Source organism: Ferruginibacter sp. (genome assembly GCF_014377975.1).
Classification (GTDB): domain Bacteria; phylum Bacteroidota; class Bacteroidia; order Chitinophagales; family Chitinophagaceae; genus Ferruginibacter.
In genome coordinates this window covers 1-17,342 of the sequence record NZ_JACMOO010000133.1, presented here as the reverse complement: position 1 = coordinate 17,342, position 17,342 = coordinate 1, and the positions used below count along the sequence as shown (strand labels likewise).

10 protein-coding genes are annotated in these 17,342 nt (G+C 37.9%); 5 read left to right on the top strand and 5 right to left on the bottom strand.

Going from position 1 to position 17,342, the window contains the following annotated elements; all coding sequences use genetic code 11:
- Nucleotides 1-90: 90 nt before the first annotated feature.
- The 3 genes from H7254_RS07895 (at nucleotide 91) to H7254_RS07885 (ending at nucleotide 3,872) form a co-directional block, all read left to right on the top strand.
- The gene (locus tag H7254_RS07895) at nucleotides 91-1,413 is read left to right on the top strand and encodes a glycerate kinase (protein WP_301932453.1); all 1,323 of its coding nucleotides are present in this window, start codon (nucleotides 91-93) and stop codon (nucleotides 1,411-1,413) included.
- A 111-nt stretch (nucleotides 1,414-1,524) separates the two neighbouring features.
- Complete coding sequence (locus H7254_RS07890) at nucleotides 1,525-2,868, top strand: GntP family permease (RefSeq protein ID WP_301932452.1); 1,344 nt, start codon at nucleotides 1,525-1,527, stop codon at nucleotides 2,866-2,868.
- Between the two features lie 491 nt (nucleotides 2,869-3,359).
- On the top strand, nucleotides 3,360-3,872 hold the full coding sequence (locus H7254_RS07885; RefSeq protein ID WP_301932451.1) for a hypothetical protein: 513 nt from the start codon (nucleotides 3,360-3,362) through the stop codon (nucleotides 3,870-3,872).
- Between the two features lie 35 nt (nucleotides 3,873-3,907).
- On the opposite strand, the gene H7254_RS07880 is transcribed toward H7254_RS07885, so the two are convergent.
- The 3 genes from H7254_RS07880 to H7254_RS07870 form a co-directional block, all read right to left on the bottom strand.
- Entirely contained in the window at nucleotides 3,908-4,888 is a 981-nt protein-coding gene (locus H7254_RS07880; protein ID WP_301932450.1) for a YpdA family putative bacillithiol disulfide reductase, read from the bottom strand.
- Nucleotides 4,889-4,896: 8 nt separating this feature from the next.
- On the bottom strand, nucleotides 4,897-6,066 hold the full coding sequence (mqnE, locus tag H7254_RS07875; protein WP_301932449.1) for an aminofutalosine synthase MqnE: 1,170 nt from the start codon (nucleotides 6,064-6,066) through the stop codon (nucleotides 4,897-4,899).
- 312 nt (nucleotides 6,067-6,378) lie between these two features.
- Complete coding sequence (locus H7254_RS07870) at nucleotides 6,379-10,410, bottom strand: choice-of-anchor J domain-containing protein (RefSeq protein ID WP_301932448.1); 4,032 nt, start codon at nucleotides 10,408-10,410, stop codon at nucleotides 6,379-6,381.
- A gap of 336 nt (nucleotides 10,411-10,746) precedes the next feature.
- Here H7254_RS07870 and H7254_RS07865 point away from each other — a divergent pair, with 336 nt between their 5' ends.
- Nucleotides 10,747-12,015, top strand: coding sequence for a nucleoside permease (locus H7254_RS07865; protein ID WP_301932447.1), 1,269 nt, complete (start codon nucleotides 10,747-10,749; stop codon nucleotides 12,013-12,015).
- A gap of 74 nt (nucleotides 12,016-12,089) precedes the next feature.
- Here the strand turns inward: H7254_RS07865 and trxA are convergent, their stop codons facing one another.
- A complete protein-coding gene (gene trxA, locus H7254_RS07860; protein ID WP_301922770.1) occupies nucleotides 12,090-12,407 on the bottom strand; it encodes a thioredoxin in 318 nt (105 codons plus the stop codon).
- Nucleotides 12,408-12,582: 175 nt separating this feature from the next.
- On the bottom strand, nucleotides 12,583-16,203 hold the full coding sequence (gene dnaE, locus H7254_RS07855) for a DNA polymerase III subunit alpha (protein WP_301932446.1): 3,621 nt from the start codon (nucleotides 16,201-16,203) through the stop codon (nucleotides 12,583-12,585).
- A 421-nt stretch (nucleotides 16,204-16,624) separates the two neighbouring features.
- On the opposite strand from dnaE, the gene H7254_RS07850 reads away from it, so the two are divergent.
- Nucleotides 16,625-17,314, top strand: a complete 690-nt coding sequence (locus H7254_RS07850; protein ID WP_301932445.1) for a C40 family peptidase — start codon at nucleotides 16,625-16,627, stop codon at nucleotides 17,312-17,314.
- Nucleotides 17,315-17,342: the final 28 nt, after the last annotated feature.

Here is a 17,342-nt window from a genome sequence, read left to right as displayed (position 1 = left end):
TTTTTTACCGGAAGATTCAAAATAAATCCGGTAGTATTTGTTTAATTTATTTACTGTATGTTGTGAAACGATTGCATACAAAAAATAAAAATGACCACCAGGGAAAAAGCTAACCAAATATTTAACTCAGCGGTGGCGGCAGTTCAGCCGGCACAATTAATTCCTGCACATTTATTTATTGAGGATAACGTGCTGCATATTTTTGACCGGCAGTTTTTAATCAAGGAACTGAAAAATATTTATGTAATTGGTGCAGGAAAAGCCAGTGCTGCAATGGCTAAAACAGTGGAAGAAATTTTGGGTAGTTTAATTACCGAAGGAAAAATAGTTACCAAATATGAACACTCGATCCCATTACAAAAAATTATTTGCTTAGAAGCAGCACATCCGGTGCCGGATGAAAATGGTATTGCGGCTACAATACAAACCGTTCAATTGTTACAGCGGGCGGGCGAAAATGATTTGGTTATTTGCCTTCTAAGTGGAGGTGCATCTTCTTTATGGATAGATATACCGGAAGGTGCATCTCTTAATGATCTGCAATTTACTTATGAACTGTTGCTTAAAAGCGGGGTCACCATCGAAGAAATGAATACTATCCGCAAACATTTATCAGCTATCAAAGGCGGCCAGATATTGCAATATGCACCAAATACTAACTGGTTTTCCCTGATCATTTCAGATGTGCCGGGAGACGACATATCCATAATAGCCAGTGGGCCCACAGTGGCTGATATTACTACATTTGATGATGTAAAAACAATTCTAAATATGTATAATCTATTTAATCAGTTGCCGGCTACTATTTGTCAGCATATCAATGCTGGTATTAAAGCAATGATAAAAGATACTCCGAAGTCAGACGACCCTGTTTTTAAAAAGGTTTATAATAAAATTATCGGAAACAATGCAGTTGCCTTAAAAGCTGCCACCGATTACGCAAAACAGTTAAATTATGCTGTTGTTGTTGCTGATAATACGCTGCACGGTGACGCGGCAAAAGTTGGCCGTGAGTTAGTGCAACAGTGTAAAAAATACACAGGAACTTTGCCAGCCTGTTGGCTGCTTGGTGGCGAAACTACGGTAAAAGTTAAGGGCGAAGGTAAGGGTGGCCGTAATCAGCAGATGGCGCTAAGTGCTTTGCTGGAATTGAGTTTGGATGAATACAATAGCATGGCACATACCATCACTTTTTTATCAGCAGGTACCGATGGTACAGACGGACCAACGGATGCAGCCGGAGCCATTGTTGATGACCAAAATATATCATTAGCAAAAGAAAATAACCTGGATGCAGCAATATATTTAGCCAACAATGACGCATACCATTTCTTTTTACAAACAGGCAGTCTTATAAAAACCGGCGCTACACAAACCAACGTCATGGATGTTGTTGTGGTGATTATTGAATGAATGAACCAGGCAATTAGTAATTAATAATTCATAATTACTTTGACCCCGTAATTTTTTATTTCAAGATGGTATGTTCTAGAATATTTTAAAAAAGGATCAATTAAAAATTACATGATTACAGGCTTTTCATTATTGCTCATCATTGCTGTGGCTATTTTGTTTATTGTAATTGCATGTTCACGATTTAAGTGGCATCCTTTTTTAGCACTGCTGATAGCTTCATTATTTACGGGCCTTACGGTTGGCCTTCCATTAAAAGAGATTGTCATTTCAGCCAATGAAGGTTTTGGAAATATGATGACGCATATCGGATTGGTGGTTGTGTTGGGAACACTGATTGGCACAGTACTGGAAAAGAGCGGCGCTACACTCTGTATTGCCGATGCCATCATTCGTTTTTTTGGAAAAAATAAACCGGTTTTAGCCATCACAGTCATTGGCGCCGTTGTTGGCATTCCGATATTTTGTGATAGTGGTTTTGTTATTTTAAATGGATTAACAAAACCCCTTAGCAGGGAAACTAAAAGATCTTACACAGCTATTGTAAATGGGTTAGCGGGTGGTTTATATATCACTCATACCTTTTTACCACCACACCCTGGCTCGCTCGCAGGTGCAGCCAATCTTGGCCTCGGCCAGCATTTAGGAACGGTTATTTTAACAGGCCTTGCCGTAAGTATTCCAACAACTATTATGTGCTGGTTATTTGCTTCTCGTTTTTTAAATACTATCAATGAACAGGATATAGGAGCCAGAGTAAAGGCGGAAGAATTAATACAGCTTCCTGTATTTTGGAAAAGTATTTTACCGGTAATAGTTCCGGTATTATTGATAGCTGCGGGTTCTGCTGCTGAACTGCTGCCAATGCCTGCCATGCTGAAAAAAGTATTGCTTTTTTTTGGTAGTCCTATGATGGCATTGCTAACCGGTTTACTGTTTAGTTTATTGCTTGTAAAAAGAAAAGAAACAAATATTTTTAACCAATGGATGCTTGAAGCCATCCGCCATGCCGGGCCAATTCTTATTCTGGTGGGTGCCGGCGGTGTGTTTGGTAATGTATTAAAGAAAACACCATTGGCGGACCTTGTACAGCAATGGGTAAGCAACGGAAGTTTTTCTCCCATTGCATTTTTGCTGATAGCTTATGTAATAGGATGTTTATTAAAAACCGCCCAGGGATCTACTACCTCGGCCATTATTGTGGCAACCTCCATACTGTCGCCTATTGCATTTATTGCAGGCTTTAAAGCACCGCTCCAGTTATCTTTATTGCTAAGCGCCACTGCCGCAGGTGCTATGATGGTGAGCCATGCCAATGACGCTTATTTTTGGGTGATCGCTCAATTTAGTGGATTAAGCATGCAACAAACCTATAGCAGTTTTTCGCTGATGAGTATTGTGTTGAGTATATCCAGCCTGTTGATTGTTTTGCTGCTTGGTTTTATACTGCTGTAGCCCGGCCCTTGCTAAGTAATAAGTTTACCTTAAAATACGATAACAATACCTGTTATCTTGTACCAGACAATTTTATCGTAGATGTTTAATTGCTGGTTTTTCTTCTATATTGTTAAGTAAATTATTCGGTTATTGTTGCTGCTGCTTTATCAGTGCAGCAATGCGGTAAGCTATCCGTGGTTATTTGTTATGGATGTATTTACAAATGGCATAGATCAGGCCCGAAGGTTAAATGGCTGCTTTATAGTTTTGCTGTTATCCATTTTTAATGATTCTTCTTTAATAATTTAAACCCAACAAATTGTGGTAATCGCGTTATCAATAGTGATAATTGCGGTAGCCAGATCTTTTTTTGAACGGCTTTGTAGCAGTTGCCGGCATAAAATTATGAATCGCGGCATTTAATCTAACAGTAAAAATTACCGGCATATAGTTAATGCTGATTCTTTTTCAGATAAATTTTATCTCACACATTCTAACGGTACGGCAGGATGGACTGCAACCACAAAGATACTTTCACCAGCCTGCATTGGCAAACTTCGGCTGAGCTAAACATACTATTGTACGACGTTGCATACAGTTTAAATGGAAGCGCATTTTTGTATGCCGGTACCGTACAACCTTATTCTTCTTGCACATCCAATCAATACAGTTTTTTACATCTTTTCAATTATGATGGAACTATTTTTTACCGGTTAAAAATAATCGATATTGACGGCAAGTATGCCTATTCCGGCATCAAACAATTATTGGTGAACAACACCATCAAAAATTTAATAGCGCCCACTGTTATCAGCAACGGTATAATAAATGTTTATTTGGATAAACCCGGCTACAGGGCTGTTGAAGTAGTAAGCAGTAACGGCAGCATCATGGCAAAACACAATATCACCTTGCAAACAGGCAATATAAAAATACCAGTGAACCAATTAGCAGCCGTCGTTTATCTATTAATATGTATTGGTAATACAACCAGTGCTGTTGAAAAAATAATTATTCAGTAAAGAAACTAAAGAGGATTAATTTATGAAGCGGCGGGTTAAAGTACCGCCATTTTATGATGCAATATATTGTCAATAATCTTTACGGCATGCTCTCTTGAATTTTCTATAAACAGGCTGTGTGTATCCATACCGCCGCAGATAACTCCCGCCAAGTAAATTCCTTTAATATTCGTTTCGTGTGTATCAGTATCATAGAGTGGCTTCCTCACTTCATCCGCAGATAATTTAATCCCTATTTTTTCTAAAAATGTCAGATTGGGCTGATAGCCCGTCATGGCAATTACCCAATCGTTGGCAATGGTTACCAATCCGTCATTTGTATTAATATCAACTTCATTTTCCCTGATAGCAGCTACAGTTGAATTAAAGAAAGCATTGATGGTTCCCTCCTTAACCCGGTTGATAATGTCTGGCCTAACCCAGTATTTTACCCTTTCACCTATGTCCTTTTCCCTTATTACCATGGTAACTTCTGCGCCTTTGCGATATGTTTCTAATGCGGCGTCCACTGCGGAATTACTTGCACCAATTACCAGCACTTTTTGAAACGCATAGAAATGTGGATCTTTATAATAATGGGTTACTTTCGGCAGCGCTTCACCCGGTATATTTAACAGGAAAGGCAAATCATAAAACCCCGTGGCAATTATAATATTACTGGTAGTATACTTGTCTTTGGAAGTGTGTACTGTAAACAATTCCTCTTCCTGGCTGATGGTTTTTACTTCTTCAAAAAGATGTAACGATAATCCACTTGCAATGGTAACCCTTCTGTAATATTCGAGCGATTCATTCCGGGTAGGTTTAATGGTATTGCTTACGAAAGGTACACCGCCTATTTCCAGTTTTTCTGACGTAGAAAAAAAGGTCATGTTTACCGGGTAATTATATAACGAATTTACAAGTGCACCTTTTTCAATAATAAGGTATTGCAGGCCTTTCCGCTTTGCTTCCAGGGCACATGCCAGGCCGATAGGACCGGCACCAACTATAATAATATCAAATACTGATTTCATGGGAATAATTAATTCAACTGCGCAGCAGCAAAGGTTTCTTCAAATTGTTCCAGTGTATAATCTTTAACTACATTATACAAAGTATCTCTTTCAACCGGTTTTCTTTTTACCTGTTTTATTAACGTTACCAATTGTTCTGTGGTCATTGCAGGGGTCTGTTCTTCGCTGCCTGCCATGGAGTATATTTTGGTAGAATCATCGATGGTACCGTCAATATCATTTACGCCAAAAGACAAACTCAGTTGTGCATTTTCTCTGCCAAGCATCGGCCAGTAGGCTTTCAGGTGTGGAAAATTGTCAAGGTAAATTCTTGCAATCGCATACAGCCGCATATCTTCCGTAATGGTTGATTCTGAAACATAACTCATATCATTATCCTGGTTGCGGAATTTTAGCGGGATGAAAGTATTAAAGCCAGCAGTTTTATCCTGCAGTTCCCGTAGCCTGCGCATGTGGTCAATGCGGTGTTCATACTTTTCAATGTGACCATACAGCATCGTGGCATTGGTGTGCATGCCCAAATTATGTGCAGTCTCGTGTATCTGTAACCATCCATTAGCATCCACTTTGTCGGCAGCTATCTGCTCTCTTATTTCGGGTGAAAAAATTTCTGCGCCACCACCTGGTAAACTGTCTAAACCTGCCTCGTGTAATTGTTTCATTCCTTCTTCAACAGAAAGCTTTGCTTTGCGAAACATATAGTCCAGTTCTACTGCGGTAAAAGCTTTTACATGCAAGCCTGGCCGGTGCGCTTTTATTTTTTGCATCAATTCTATAAAATAAGCCATATTCATTTTAGGATGTACACCTCCAACAATATGTACTTCAGTAATGGGTTTGCCATCGTATGTTTTTACAATGTCCAGCATTTGGTCAATGCTTAATTCCCAGCCTTCTTCTTTTTTTGCGTACAAGCGGCTGTAAGAACAAAATTTACAACTGAACACACAAACATTTGTGGGCTCAATATGAAAATTCCGGTTAAAATAGGTGGTGTCTCCATGCAATCTCTCCCGGATAAAATTGGCTAACGCACCAACAAAAGAAAGACTGCCTTTTTCAAATAATATAATTCCTTCTTTATCTGATATTCTTATTTTTTGCTTTACTTTTTCCGCAATTTTTTTAAGGTCGGAATCACTGGTTGCATTTATTAACGTGTCTATAGAAGTACCCATGTATAATTTTTAGTGTAAAGTTACTGGAGCCACTTCTTTAAAACAAAACAGGATGCCTTTTGTTGGCATCCTGTTTAATATGTAATGTTATTTTTGTAAAGGAGATAGTAGATGTTACATTGATTACCCAACATAAAATAGAAATGCGGATGATACTAAATAGACGGGTTAAAATGGATTTATCTTTTTGTTTTGCCAAAACTAATCTCCGGATATTAATTTCTATAAATTAATATCCGGATAATCCGTTAAAATCAGCGTTAATTGTGCTTCTGTCACATCTCACATATCCTTTGCAGTTGTTAGTAACATTTATCGCTTTACTATTTTTTCTATAATTGTTTTATTGGTGTAAATCATTTTTAATATGTACACTCCACCTGCGTTTCCTGGCAGATTAACTGTTATTTCGGAAGCGGCATTGCCATTATACCATTTGTCGTAAATTAACTGACCTGCTGCATTATACAACTGTGTTGCTTTTAGGTTTATGGGTGCACCATAATGATGAATTAAAAAACTATTATTAAACGGATTTGGATAAATAAGATATCCCTGCTCTTTCAATTTTTTAGGCAGCTGTTTGGCGTAAACATTTATATCATCCATCCAGATATTATTTTGCTGTTTGCCTTTGGCAATAAAATATACCTGGAAATTATTAATGCCTGTAAAAGGAGTAAGGTAACAATTGATATTTTTCCAATCGATCTTTGCCGGAATAAAAGGTGTAAAAGCCGGGTAATTAGGGTCGCTGACTGTTTGTAAATCGCTGCCCCATTTTTTCCATACTGTTTGTGTAGTAATACCACAATCTTTTGAAACCTGTATTTCCAAAGTATCAACCGGAAATCCTGTATTGCCGGGGTAGGTAGTTCCCTGTTTATAAGCCATTTTAAAAGATAAAAAAATGGAATCGTTGTTAATGTTATTGTTGATAACAGGTGACATAAATTTACTGATCGTATTTGTTATGGAGTCATTAAAATTATTAATAACCATGGAACCGGTGCCGGTGTTTGCCGCAGCGGTGGTTTCTTTCCATGATGCAGTATCGTTATTATTAACTACGCCCCAGTTTTCAGGAGGGAAATGGGTGCCTTCAAAACCTTCTGCCATAGGAAGTGCTGGTTGTATGCCTACAATAAAAAAAGAAAGTTTAAGCGTGTCATTTAGATTATTATAATCGCCGGTGCCTTTCGCTGTAACTGGATTCGTATTGTATACTACAAAAGAATGTTTGCCAATAGTGGTATTAAAAGCGTCCAGCATTATTTTCATTTGCCCGCCTGCTGAAAGGGTGATACCGGTTATCATTTTTGAAACGGGTGTTCCATTATCAATAGTATACTCTATTGTAAAGCCTGTAATGGTGTCAATGCCTGCATTTGTTACGGTAATAGCGGGTGTCATTGGGCCTGTGCTGCAACTGGCTGTGGAAGGTCCATCTATTTTTGTTACAGCAAGATCTCTTCGGTAGAGGGCTGAAATATTGATGTTATCAATAAAGATATTGTTTCCATAATCAGAAGTATTTTCAAAGGCAACAATAATATTTCCTGCTGAGGCAAATGTACTGTCGAGCGTAATCCGTTGTGTTTTCCAATCAGCTTCAACTGGCTTGATGTAAGCACTGTCGGATGATCCGGCGGTGGCTAAATCAGAACCGCGTTTATCAAACACGGGTAAAAAACTATTACCACAATTTGTAGAAACCACCACCTTTAATTCGTCGCTTGCTGCGGCATAATTTTTATGTGCAAGGTCAAATGATATAATAACCGAATCAGCGCCGCCCACATTAACAAATGGGCTTTTCAGGCTATCTTTTGCACCCTTAAAATCTTCAGAAAAATTATCCATAAATGCCGAAAATTCACTTTTGCTACCCGGCGATTTTCTTGCCCAGGCAGCTCTTCCGTCGGGATTGATAATCTGCCAGTTCAAAGGTGCAAACTGTGTACTTTCAAAACCTTCTTTTAAAGGAGCTTCCACGATAGTATTTACAATAAATATTTTGCTGATAGTGTCATTGGCAGTGTTTTCATCACCGGTTGCAATTGCGCTAAACGGATCTGCTGTAAATACTTTAAAATTGTTTGAACCCCTTATTACCTTTATCGGATTCAGCGCAACAGTATCTGAAGTACCCGGTAAAATATTTTGTGTAAAGCTTTTATAAACGGCTGGTGCATTGTTTAAAATATAACCAACTTTAAAACCTGTTACTGTTTGTACGCCATTATTGGTCACCATTATTTGCGGTGCATTAATCACCTGCGAACATTCAGGATCGCCGGGAGAAACGATGGAAGAAGCTGCAATATCAAGTTTCTTTTGCCTGTATATTAAAATATTATCTATAAAAATATTGTTACCATAGTCTCCCTTATTTTGGAAAGCAATAATAATTTTTCCCGCAGACAGGATAGCTCCACCGATGGTGATTTTCTGTGCTTTCCAATCGGTTGCAACTGGTGTGCTATAGCGTAAAGTAGTTGATCCTGCGGTAGATAAATTGTCTCCCGATTTTGTATACACTGTAGTCCAGCTTGCACCACAATTATCAGATATCAATACACTTAACTGATCACTCAGGCCAGGATAATTTTTGTGTGCCAGGTCAAAAGAAATAATAATTGAATCCGCAGCCGATACCAGAAATTTGGGTGTGCGCAATTCATCTTTTAAACCTATATTATTTTTACTGTAATTATCAATAAACATAGCGGCGGAGCTGTTATTGCCAGGTGAAAATCTGCTCCATGTTGCATCTCCGTCAGGATTAAATAAAGACCAGGTGTTTGATGGGAAGGGAAGAGTTTCAAAATCTTCCGAAGCCGGCAATGCGATGCCATCAGATACCTGAAGAAATGTTGTGATTGTATCATTTGAAGGTACTTCGTCAACAGCAATTCCATTAACATTGTAGGTGTAAAATTTTAAAACATAATTACCTGTAGTAACAGCAAGCGATGGAAAACTTACAATGGTCGTTGTTCCAAAAGCCAGTCCTTGTGAAGGTATTGTTACATTTACCGGAGTGGTTGCCACGCCATTTACCAGCAGTCCTGCTGTTAAGGAAGTAATTGCATCACTGCCATTATTCCCGATCCTTATTTTTGGAATTATGGTACCGGGGCAGTTTAAAAAAGATGGGTTAATTATTGTGCTGCAACCAATAATTTCTGAACCAGGATTTACTGTTTGATAGGGCGAAGCATCCCGCTTAACTGCATCCGTTGGTGCTGTTGCACCAGGCGAATTTTTTAAGCCGGAACGTGAATTTTGCAATACCCATTCCATACGTGCTACCTGTTTTTTTGTAAACATACTATAACAATTATCGGCGGTATAATCCATATAGTTCTGGTACATTTTACCAGGCGCTGCAATGGAGCAAATGTCTGTTACTATACCAGATAAACAGCCTGTTGAACTTGTGGCCTGGTTGGGGGTATCGCCTATATCATTTACCGTGTTTCCATCTCCGGCTGCATTAAATAAACCTATGGGTAATACTGTTGTAGAATTTACAGATACAAGCGATCTGAAATCATCACCCATGCATGCATCTTCATCTCCCCAAATATGAAACAATCCCAAATAATGCCCTATTTCATGACATAATGTGCGGCCTTTATTGTATAAACTGATGTTACAACTACTAATACCAAAACTTTTATAATTGCAAAAAACGCCATCATCCGCAGCAATGCCCGACTCTGGAAATTGTGCATAGCCTAAAATATTTCGTTCGCTTACATCATTACCAATCCAGAGGTTCAGGTAGCTGGCAGCATCCCAGGCATCTGCGCCGCCCAGGGCAGTTCTTTTGATAGGGTCAGTGGAAAGGTTTACGTTGGATGCTGTATAACTTTTAATTCTTTCGATACCATTGCTTAATCCACCTGTGGGTGTTCTTTTAGCCAACACAAATCTTATGATGGACGAATGCCCGCGAACAGGATAAAAATTTTCAGCATTGGTACTATCAGCATTCAATCCGGCATAGTCTTTATTCAGTTCATCAATTTGTGACTGAACAACTGCATCGGTAATTAAATATGGATCGGCTAATACCAGGTGAAAAATTACCGGAATAGTAATACTGTCATTTACACCGGCAGGGCGAAAACCTATTGGCTTGGCAGCAGCATACTTTTTTATATTTAATAAAGCTTGTTGAGAGTGTAATTTTGCGGCAGAATTTTGTTGTAAATATTGCTGCACTCTTTCCATTGTAAAACACCTGTTTATTGTGGTGACCGATGTTTGTTTTTTCTGTGCTGTGGTGAAAAAATACAAGCCAATTCCAACAACAAGCAACACGTTTTTTTTCAAAATGGTAAAGTTTTGGATTATCAAATATATAAGATATTTTCAAATGGCCGATGGCCGATTTTTTGATCCCTGATTATTGCGGGTTGTTAAGTATTTGCATATCTGTTGAGGCAGGTTAAAATGTAAAACGTGAAGTGAGCTGTAATACATCGCGGTATTAATTCGTTTACTTGTCTGGATATTTAAATGGTCTTTTAAAATCATGGTAGAGAATCCTTATTTATCCAATAATTGTATATCTTCCCTAACTTAAATTGATGACTAAAAATCAATATTTTATTGAAGTTATTCATGACACTTCCTTTATTGTAAGGGTATACATTTAAACAGAACATTATGAGTATTAAGCTGCGTCTGATTATAATGAATTTTTTTCAGTTCTTTATTTGGGGTTCGTGGCTGATATCTTTGGGAGGATATATGTTTACTTTTCCCGGCGATCAATGCGAAAGGGGCGCATTAGTGGGTGCAACGTATGGTACCATGGGCATTGCATCACTATTTATGCCAACACTGGTTGGCATAATTGCAGACAGATTTGTAAATGCTGAAAAACTTTTAGGCATTTGCCACCTTGCGGGCGCCGCTGCTTTGTTTTGGGCAAGTACAGTTAAGGATGTAAACCTGCTTTACTCAATAATTCTGATAAACAGTTGTTTTTACATGCCGACTATTGCATTAAATAATACAGTTTCGTATAACATTTTAACTCAAAATAATTTTGATGTTCAAAGAATATTTCCTCCAATCAGGGTGTATGGAACTGTTGGATTTATTATAGCAATGTGGGGTGTTGATTTATTGGGTTGGACAAAAAGTTCGAACCAGTTTTTATTTGCGGCAACCGCAAGCGTTATTATGGGAGTTTATTCATTAACAATGCCTGCCTGTAAACCGGCCAAAGCCACAAAGGGTTCTTCTTTTATTGAAATGCTTGGATTAAATTCGTTTGTTTTATTTAAGCAGCCAAGAATGGTTGTTTTCTTTTTGTTTGCCATGTTACTAGGTGCTGCATTGCAAATTACCAATGCATTTGGACAGCCTTTTTTGAATGATTTTGGTACAGCTTACAAAGGCACGTTTGCAGTAAATCATCCAAGTTTATTAATATCATTATCTCAGATATCGGAGACACTGTTTATTCTTACAATTCCATTTTTTCTGAAGAGATTTGGAATAAAGAAGGTGATGCTGATGAGTATGGTTGCCTGGGCGTTGCGATTTGGGTTATTTGGTATTGGTAACCCGGGTGATGGTCTTATATTTTTAATTTTATCAATGATTGTTTATGGAATGGCCTTTGATTTTTTCAATATCTCCGGTTCATTGTTTGTTGAAAGGGAAGCTGATGAAAGTATCAGGGCAAGTGCACAAGGTTTGTTTATGCTCATGACAAATGGACTTGGTGCAATTATGGGGGGATGGGCTGCCGGTAAAGTTGTTGATCATTTTACAACAAATAATATGGGAGCCTGTTCTGGTATTAAAGACTGGCCTTCAATATGGTTTACATTTGCTGCATACGCAATGGTGTTGACTATTATTTTCCCCATTGTTTTTAAATACAAACATGATACAGGTATACTAAGAAAAAGCAACAAATAATTAAAAATCCCCGGCATAACCAGGGATTTTTTTTTGACCAGTTTCTACTGATGCGCTATATTTTTATAGGGAAATTATTTATGCTGATCTATCTTTTTTATAAAATTTGCTTTTGGCTGAGCACCAACTAATTTATCAACTACCTGTCCGCCCTTTACAAAAAGAATTGCCGGAATGCTGGTAATTCCATAGTTCATGGATATCTGCGGGTTATGATCAACGTTTACTTTTCCAACATTTACGGTACCATCATACTCTTTTGCCAGCTCTTCAATTACCGGACCTATTGCACGGCAAGGGCCACACCATTCTGCCCAAAAATCTATTACTGATAATTTATCTGAATCTAAAACTTCTGTCTGAAAGTTTGCATCAGTGAATTCATGTGCCATAATTTTATATTTTTTTTTATTTATTTTAGATGTAAAACTCAAATTTACATCCAAATATTTAAATGTGTTGTTATGACATATTCACATTCCATTTGGCAGTGTTAATTTTAGTTTTTGCCACAAAGACACACTTTAATTAATGATTTATAATCAAAAATTGGTAATTGAATATCAGCTAACCTGTTACCACAGTCACTTCCACGTCTTTGTTGTCTAATAGAAATACAGCCATATCATCATTCATCGTAAAGCCTTTTTCTAAAGTGTACATTCCCACTTTATAATTATTTCTAACATCTGCAATATTAAATTTAATGGATGATTTGCCTGGGTTTGTTTTTACATTGTTTTCAATAAAGTCAATAAAAATTTTGTTTACAAACTGCGGCTGTACTTCCACTACCACTTGTTTGGTTAACACCGGTTTTACCGTTTCCAGCAGGTGAATTTTATTTAATTTAAACTCATATTGATCGCTGTTATACCTTGTTTTAAACCCACCTTCTACCAAGATAATTAACCCTTTTTCAAGGTAAGCGGTGTATTTAACGTAATCTTCACTCCACAACATAAATTCACTTTTACCACTATAATCTTCAATGCTAAGAATACCAAAATTTTTACCGGTTTTAGTCATGCGGTGCTGGGTATCTACCACCAGGCCGGCTACACGAAATTGCCTGCCAGGATTGGCGTGTGTATTTACCGCCAACTTAAATTCGTTGTATTCTGCCAGTGGCGTGATATTATAATGCCGCATTTCAAATTTAAAGTTATCCAGCGGATGGCCACTCATGTACATACCAGTCACTTCTTTTTCATAATCCAGCTGCTGGGCCAATGGCCATGGTTCGCAGGAAGATAATTTCGGTGGAATAATATCCGGCATTTGCAGATCGCCAAATAAGGTATTACTTGCGCTGGCATTTTGAGATTGGTAAATACTCCCAAACTTAATGATTTTATCAAGTCCAACTACATCACCTGGTGCCTGGTAAAAGTACTGCGCCCTGGTAATATCTTTAAAGCAATCAAATGCGCCCGAATACACCAGACTTTCCAAAGATTTTTTGTTGGCTGCCCTTGGGTTTACCCTTTTTGCCAGATCGAACATAGAAGTATAAAAACCATGCTTTATTCTTTCTTCAATGATGTGTTCAATGGCATTTTCTCCCACGCCTTTCAGGCCACTGAAACCAAACCTTATTTCTCCTTTTTTATTCACCGCAAATCCATTTTGCGACTCATTAATATCTGGCCCAAGCACAATTAAGCTCATTCGTTTACACTCTTCCATAAAAAAAGTAATCTTTTCAATACTGCCTGCGTGGTTTAACACAGCAGCCATATATTCGCTGGGATAATGCGCTTTTAAATAGGCTGTTTGATACGCCACAAAAGCATAACAGGTAGAGTGCGATTTATTAAAAGCGTATTGTGCAAATGCTTCCCAGTCTGTCCATATTTTTTCAAGTTTATCTTTCGGATGACCTTTTAAAGTAGCACCTTCCACAAACTGTACTTTCATTTTATTTAGTACAGCAATTTGTTTTTTACCCATGGCCTTGCGCAATACATCCGCATCACCTTTACTAAAACCAGCCAGTTTTTGTGATAGCAACATTACCTGTTCCTGGTACACGGTAATACCATAAGTTTCCTTCAGGTGTTCTTCCATATCGGGCAAATCATACTCCACTTGTTTTTTGCCATGTTTACGGTCAATATACTCCGGTATGTATGCCATTGGGCCGGGGCGATACAAGGCATTCATCGCTATCAGATCATCAAATTTATCTGGCTTTAATTCGCGTAAATGTTTTTGCATACCGGGACTTTCAAACTGAAAGGTTGCGTTGGTATCGCCCTGCTGGTATAGTTTATATGTTTTTTCATCCTCTAATGGTATGTCATCAATTTTAATACTTATATCGTGGTTTTGTTTTATGAGCTGCAGGGCCGTTTTTAAAATACTCAATGTTTTTAATCCCAGGAAATCCATTTTAATTACACCGGCTTCTTCAATGGAACCACCTTCAATCTGCGTTAACCACAACTCAGATTCTTTTGATGTGGCCACTGGTAACAGATCGGTTAAATCTTTTGGCGCAATGATAATGGCCGATGCATGAATACCCGTATTTCTTACTGATCCTTCCAGAATTTCTGCCTCATGCAATATCTTGCTGTGCAAAGTATCGCCTGCATACAACTCCCGGAGTTTTTTTACATTTTCAATATCTTCTCCCTGCAATTGTTCTTTTTCTTCCAGTGATATTTCACCCTTTTTTGCCTCTTTATTTGTGAAAGGGGCATGCAGTAAACGTTTCAGGTTAATGCCCGGGCGTTCGGGTACCAGTTTAGAAATAGCTCTGCTTTCAGCAATGGGTAAATCCATTACACGGGCCACATCCGCAATACTTGATTTAGCGGCCATGGTACCATAAGTGATGATTTGCGCTACCTGGTTTTTGCCATATTTTTGCACCACATAGTTCAACACTTTTTGTCTGCCTTCATCATCAAAATCCGTATCAATATCCGGCATTGATTTACGTTCCGGATTCAAAAATCTTTCAAAGAGTAAATTGTATTTGATAGGGTCTATATTGGTGATACCAACGCAATAAGCTACCGCACTGCCGGCTGCAGACCCTCGGCCCGGACCGATAAAAACACCCATATCCCTGCCAGCTTTTATAAAATCGCTTACAATTAAAAAGTAACCGGCAAACCCCATTTTTTTTATTACCCCTAACTCAAACTGTAACCGTTCTTCACTTTCAAGCGTCAATATTTTGTAGCGGTCTTTAGCACCGGTCCAGGTTAAATGTTCCAGGTATTCATCCTGAGTTTTAAAATTAGCCGGCACTTCAAAAAAAGGCAATAAAATGTCACGCTTTAAATCCAGTAAATCAATCTTGCTTACGATTTCGTTGGTGTTATCAATGGCTTCCGGAATATCTTCAAATACTTTGGTCATTTCTTCACCGGTTTTTAAATAAAACTGGTCGTTGGGAAATGCAAAGCGTTTATTTTTTGTCATTACATCATCATCGCTAAACTCACGCAAGGCAGGAGTGGCCTGCTTTTCGCCTGTGTTGATGCAAAGTAAAATATCATGGGCATTAAAATCCTGCTGATCTACATAATGCGAATCGTTGCTGGCAATTACTTTTACATTGTACTTTTTTGCAAATTTTAACAATACCAGGTTAACCTTATCCTGGTCGGGAATGCCATGACGCTGCAACTCTATATAATAATCTTCCTGAAATATATTGAGCCACCATTTAAATTCATTTTCTCCCTCAGCTTCGCCTTTTTTTAAAATGGTTTGCGGCACCAATGCGCCCAGGCAACAGGTAGTGGCAATTAATCCTTCGTGGTATTTATGAATCAGTTGCTTATCAATACGCGGATATTTGGAATACATTCCTTCGATATAACCCAGCGAAGTAAGCTTCACTAAATTTTTATATCCGGTATCATTTTTTGCTAATAAAATTTGGTGGTGCCGCGGATCTTTTTCTTCTTTGCTGAATGTTTTTCTTGTACGATCGGTAGTAATATAAAACTCACAGCCAACAATGGGTTTTACTTTTAAAGTACCATCGGCATTTTTATGATTATAGGCTTCTTTTACAAATTCAAAAGCACCAAACATATTGCCATGATCACTGATGGCAAGCGCGGGCATTTTATCAGCAATGGCTTTTTTATATAAATTTTTTATGGAGGCGGCTCCATCCAATAAAGAGAACTGTGTGTGTACGTGAAGATGTGAAAACTGCATGACGAAATTTAATAATTAACCGGACTATTTTAAACTGCTGTAAAATGCTGATACCACAGATTATAAAGGGCTCAAACAAGGAATATCGTACAAGAGTGCGACGCAACGATGTTGATGTTTATTCTATAGCCGGGACAACAAAAAGTTTACCGTTTAGATACAAATATCGTTAACAATAAAGAGGGTTACTAATCCGTTTTTCCACAGAATGTAGTAGCGATGCCAGCGGTGTTGGTTTGAAAGCTTGCATTTGATATGTTTTGGTATTATATTTGCCCACTATCATAAAAATTATTTATTAATTGTTTGTAGGACAGGACTTATAGAAAAGAATAGCTAAGCAGTGTATTTTAACGAAACAAAAGAAGATCAGATAACACAAGATTAAGTCGTGCATACGTGTAAAACCAAAAGTTTACGTATGAAATACTTATTTTTCTTTGCTGTTGCCCTTGGTATTTTTCCAGGAACATTTATTAAAGTTACCGCACAAACCAGTATAAATCTGGAAAGTGTGGCGGGTAAACATATATCTAAAACTTCACTGCATTTTATTGAAGGTATTGAAATTACGCCCGAAAAAATTTCGGATAATTTATCTGCTGACAATGTTAATGCAAACAATGAGGTGGAAAATACGATGGTACCTTCAGCAGGTGATATAGCTTCTGACCATAATATTGAACAGTGCTCTGCCACGCAGTTTAAATATGCCACAATGATGAACAGGGAGGTGGAAACCCTTACTGATACTGCTTTGTATAATTTTATTGATGAATGGTGGGCTACCCGTTACCGGTATGGTGGAACAGATAAATATGGCATTGACTGCAGTGCTTTTGCAGGTAAGGTATTAGAATCGGTTTATGGTATTAGTTTGCCCAGAACCGCTGCCGAGCAATATAAATTGTCTGAAAGGATTTCAAAAAATAACCTGGTAGAAGGTGATCTTGTTTTTTTTAATACAAGAGGCGGAATAAGTCATGAGGGTGTTTATTTGGGTAATAATTATTTTGTTCACAGCAGTGTAAATGGTGGAGTAACCATTAGCAGTTTAACGGATAACTATTACAGCCGCACATTTATTAGTGGCGGCAGGGTTTGTAAATAATCTGAATAATAAATATATAGTTTGAATT

Coding starts and splice junctions, on each gene's coding strand:
- H7254_RS07865 (WP_301932447.1), top strand. CDS start 10,747: ATGAGTATTAAGCTGCGTCTGATTATAATGAATTTTTTTCAGTTCTTT.
- dnaE (WP_301932446.1), bottom strand. CDS start 16,203: ATGCAGTTTTCACATCTTCACGTACACACACAGTTCTCTTTATTGGAT.
- H7254_RS07895 (WP_301932453.1), top strand. CDS start 91: ATGACCACCAGGGAAAAAGCTAACCAAATATTTAACTCAGCGGTGGCG.
- H7254_RS07890 (WP_301932452.1), top strand. CDS start 1,525: ATGATTACAGGCTTTTCATTATTGCTCATCATTGCTGTGGCTATTTTG.
- H7254_RS07880 (WP_301932450.1), bottom strand. CDS start 4,888: ATGAAATCAGTATTTGATATTATTATAGTTGGTGCCGGTCCTATCGGC.
- trxA (WP_301922770.1), bottom strand. CDS start 12,407: ATGGCACATGAATTCACTGATGCAAACTTTCAGACAGAAGTTTTAGAT.
- H7254_RS07885 (WP_301932451.1), top strand. CDS start 3,360: ATGGACTGCAACCACAAAGATACTTTCACCAGCCTGCATTGGCAAACT.
- H7254_RS07850 (WP_301932445.1), top strand. CDS start 16,625: ATGAAATACTTATTTTTCTTTGCTGTTGCCCTTGGTATTTTTCCAGGA.
- mqnE (WP_301932449.1), bottom strand. CDS start 6,066: ATGGGTACTTCTATAGACACGTTAATAAATGCAACCAGTGATTCCGAC.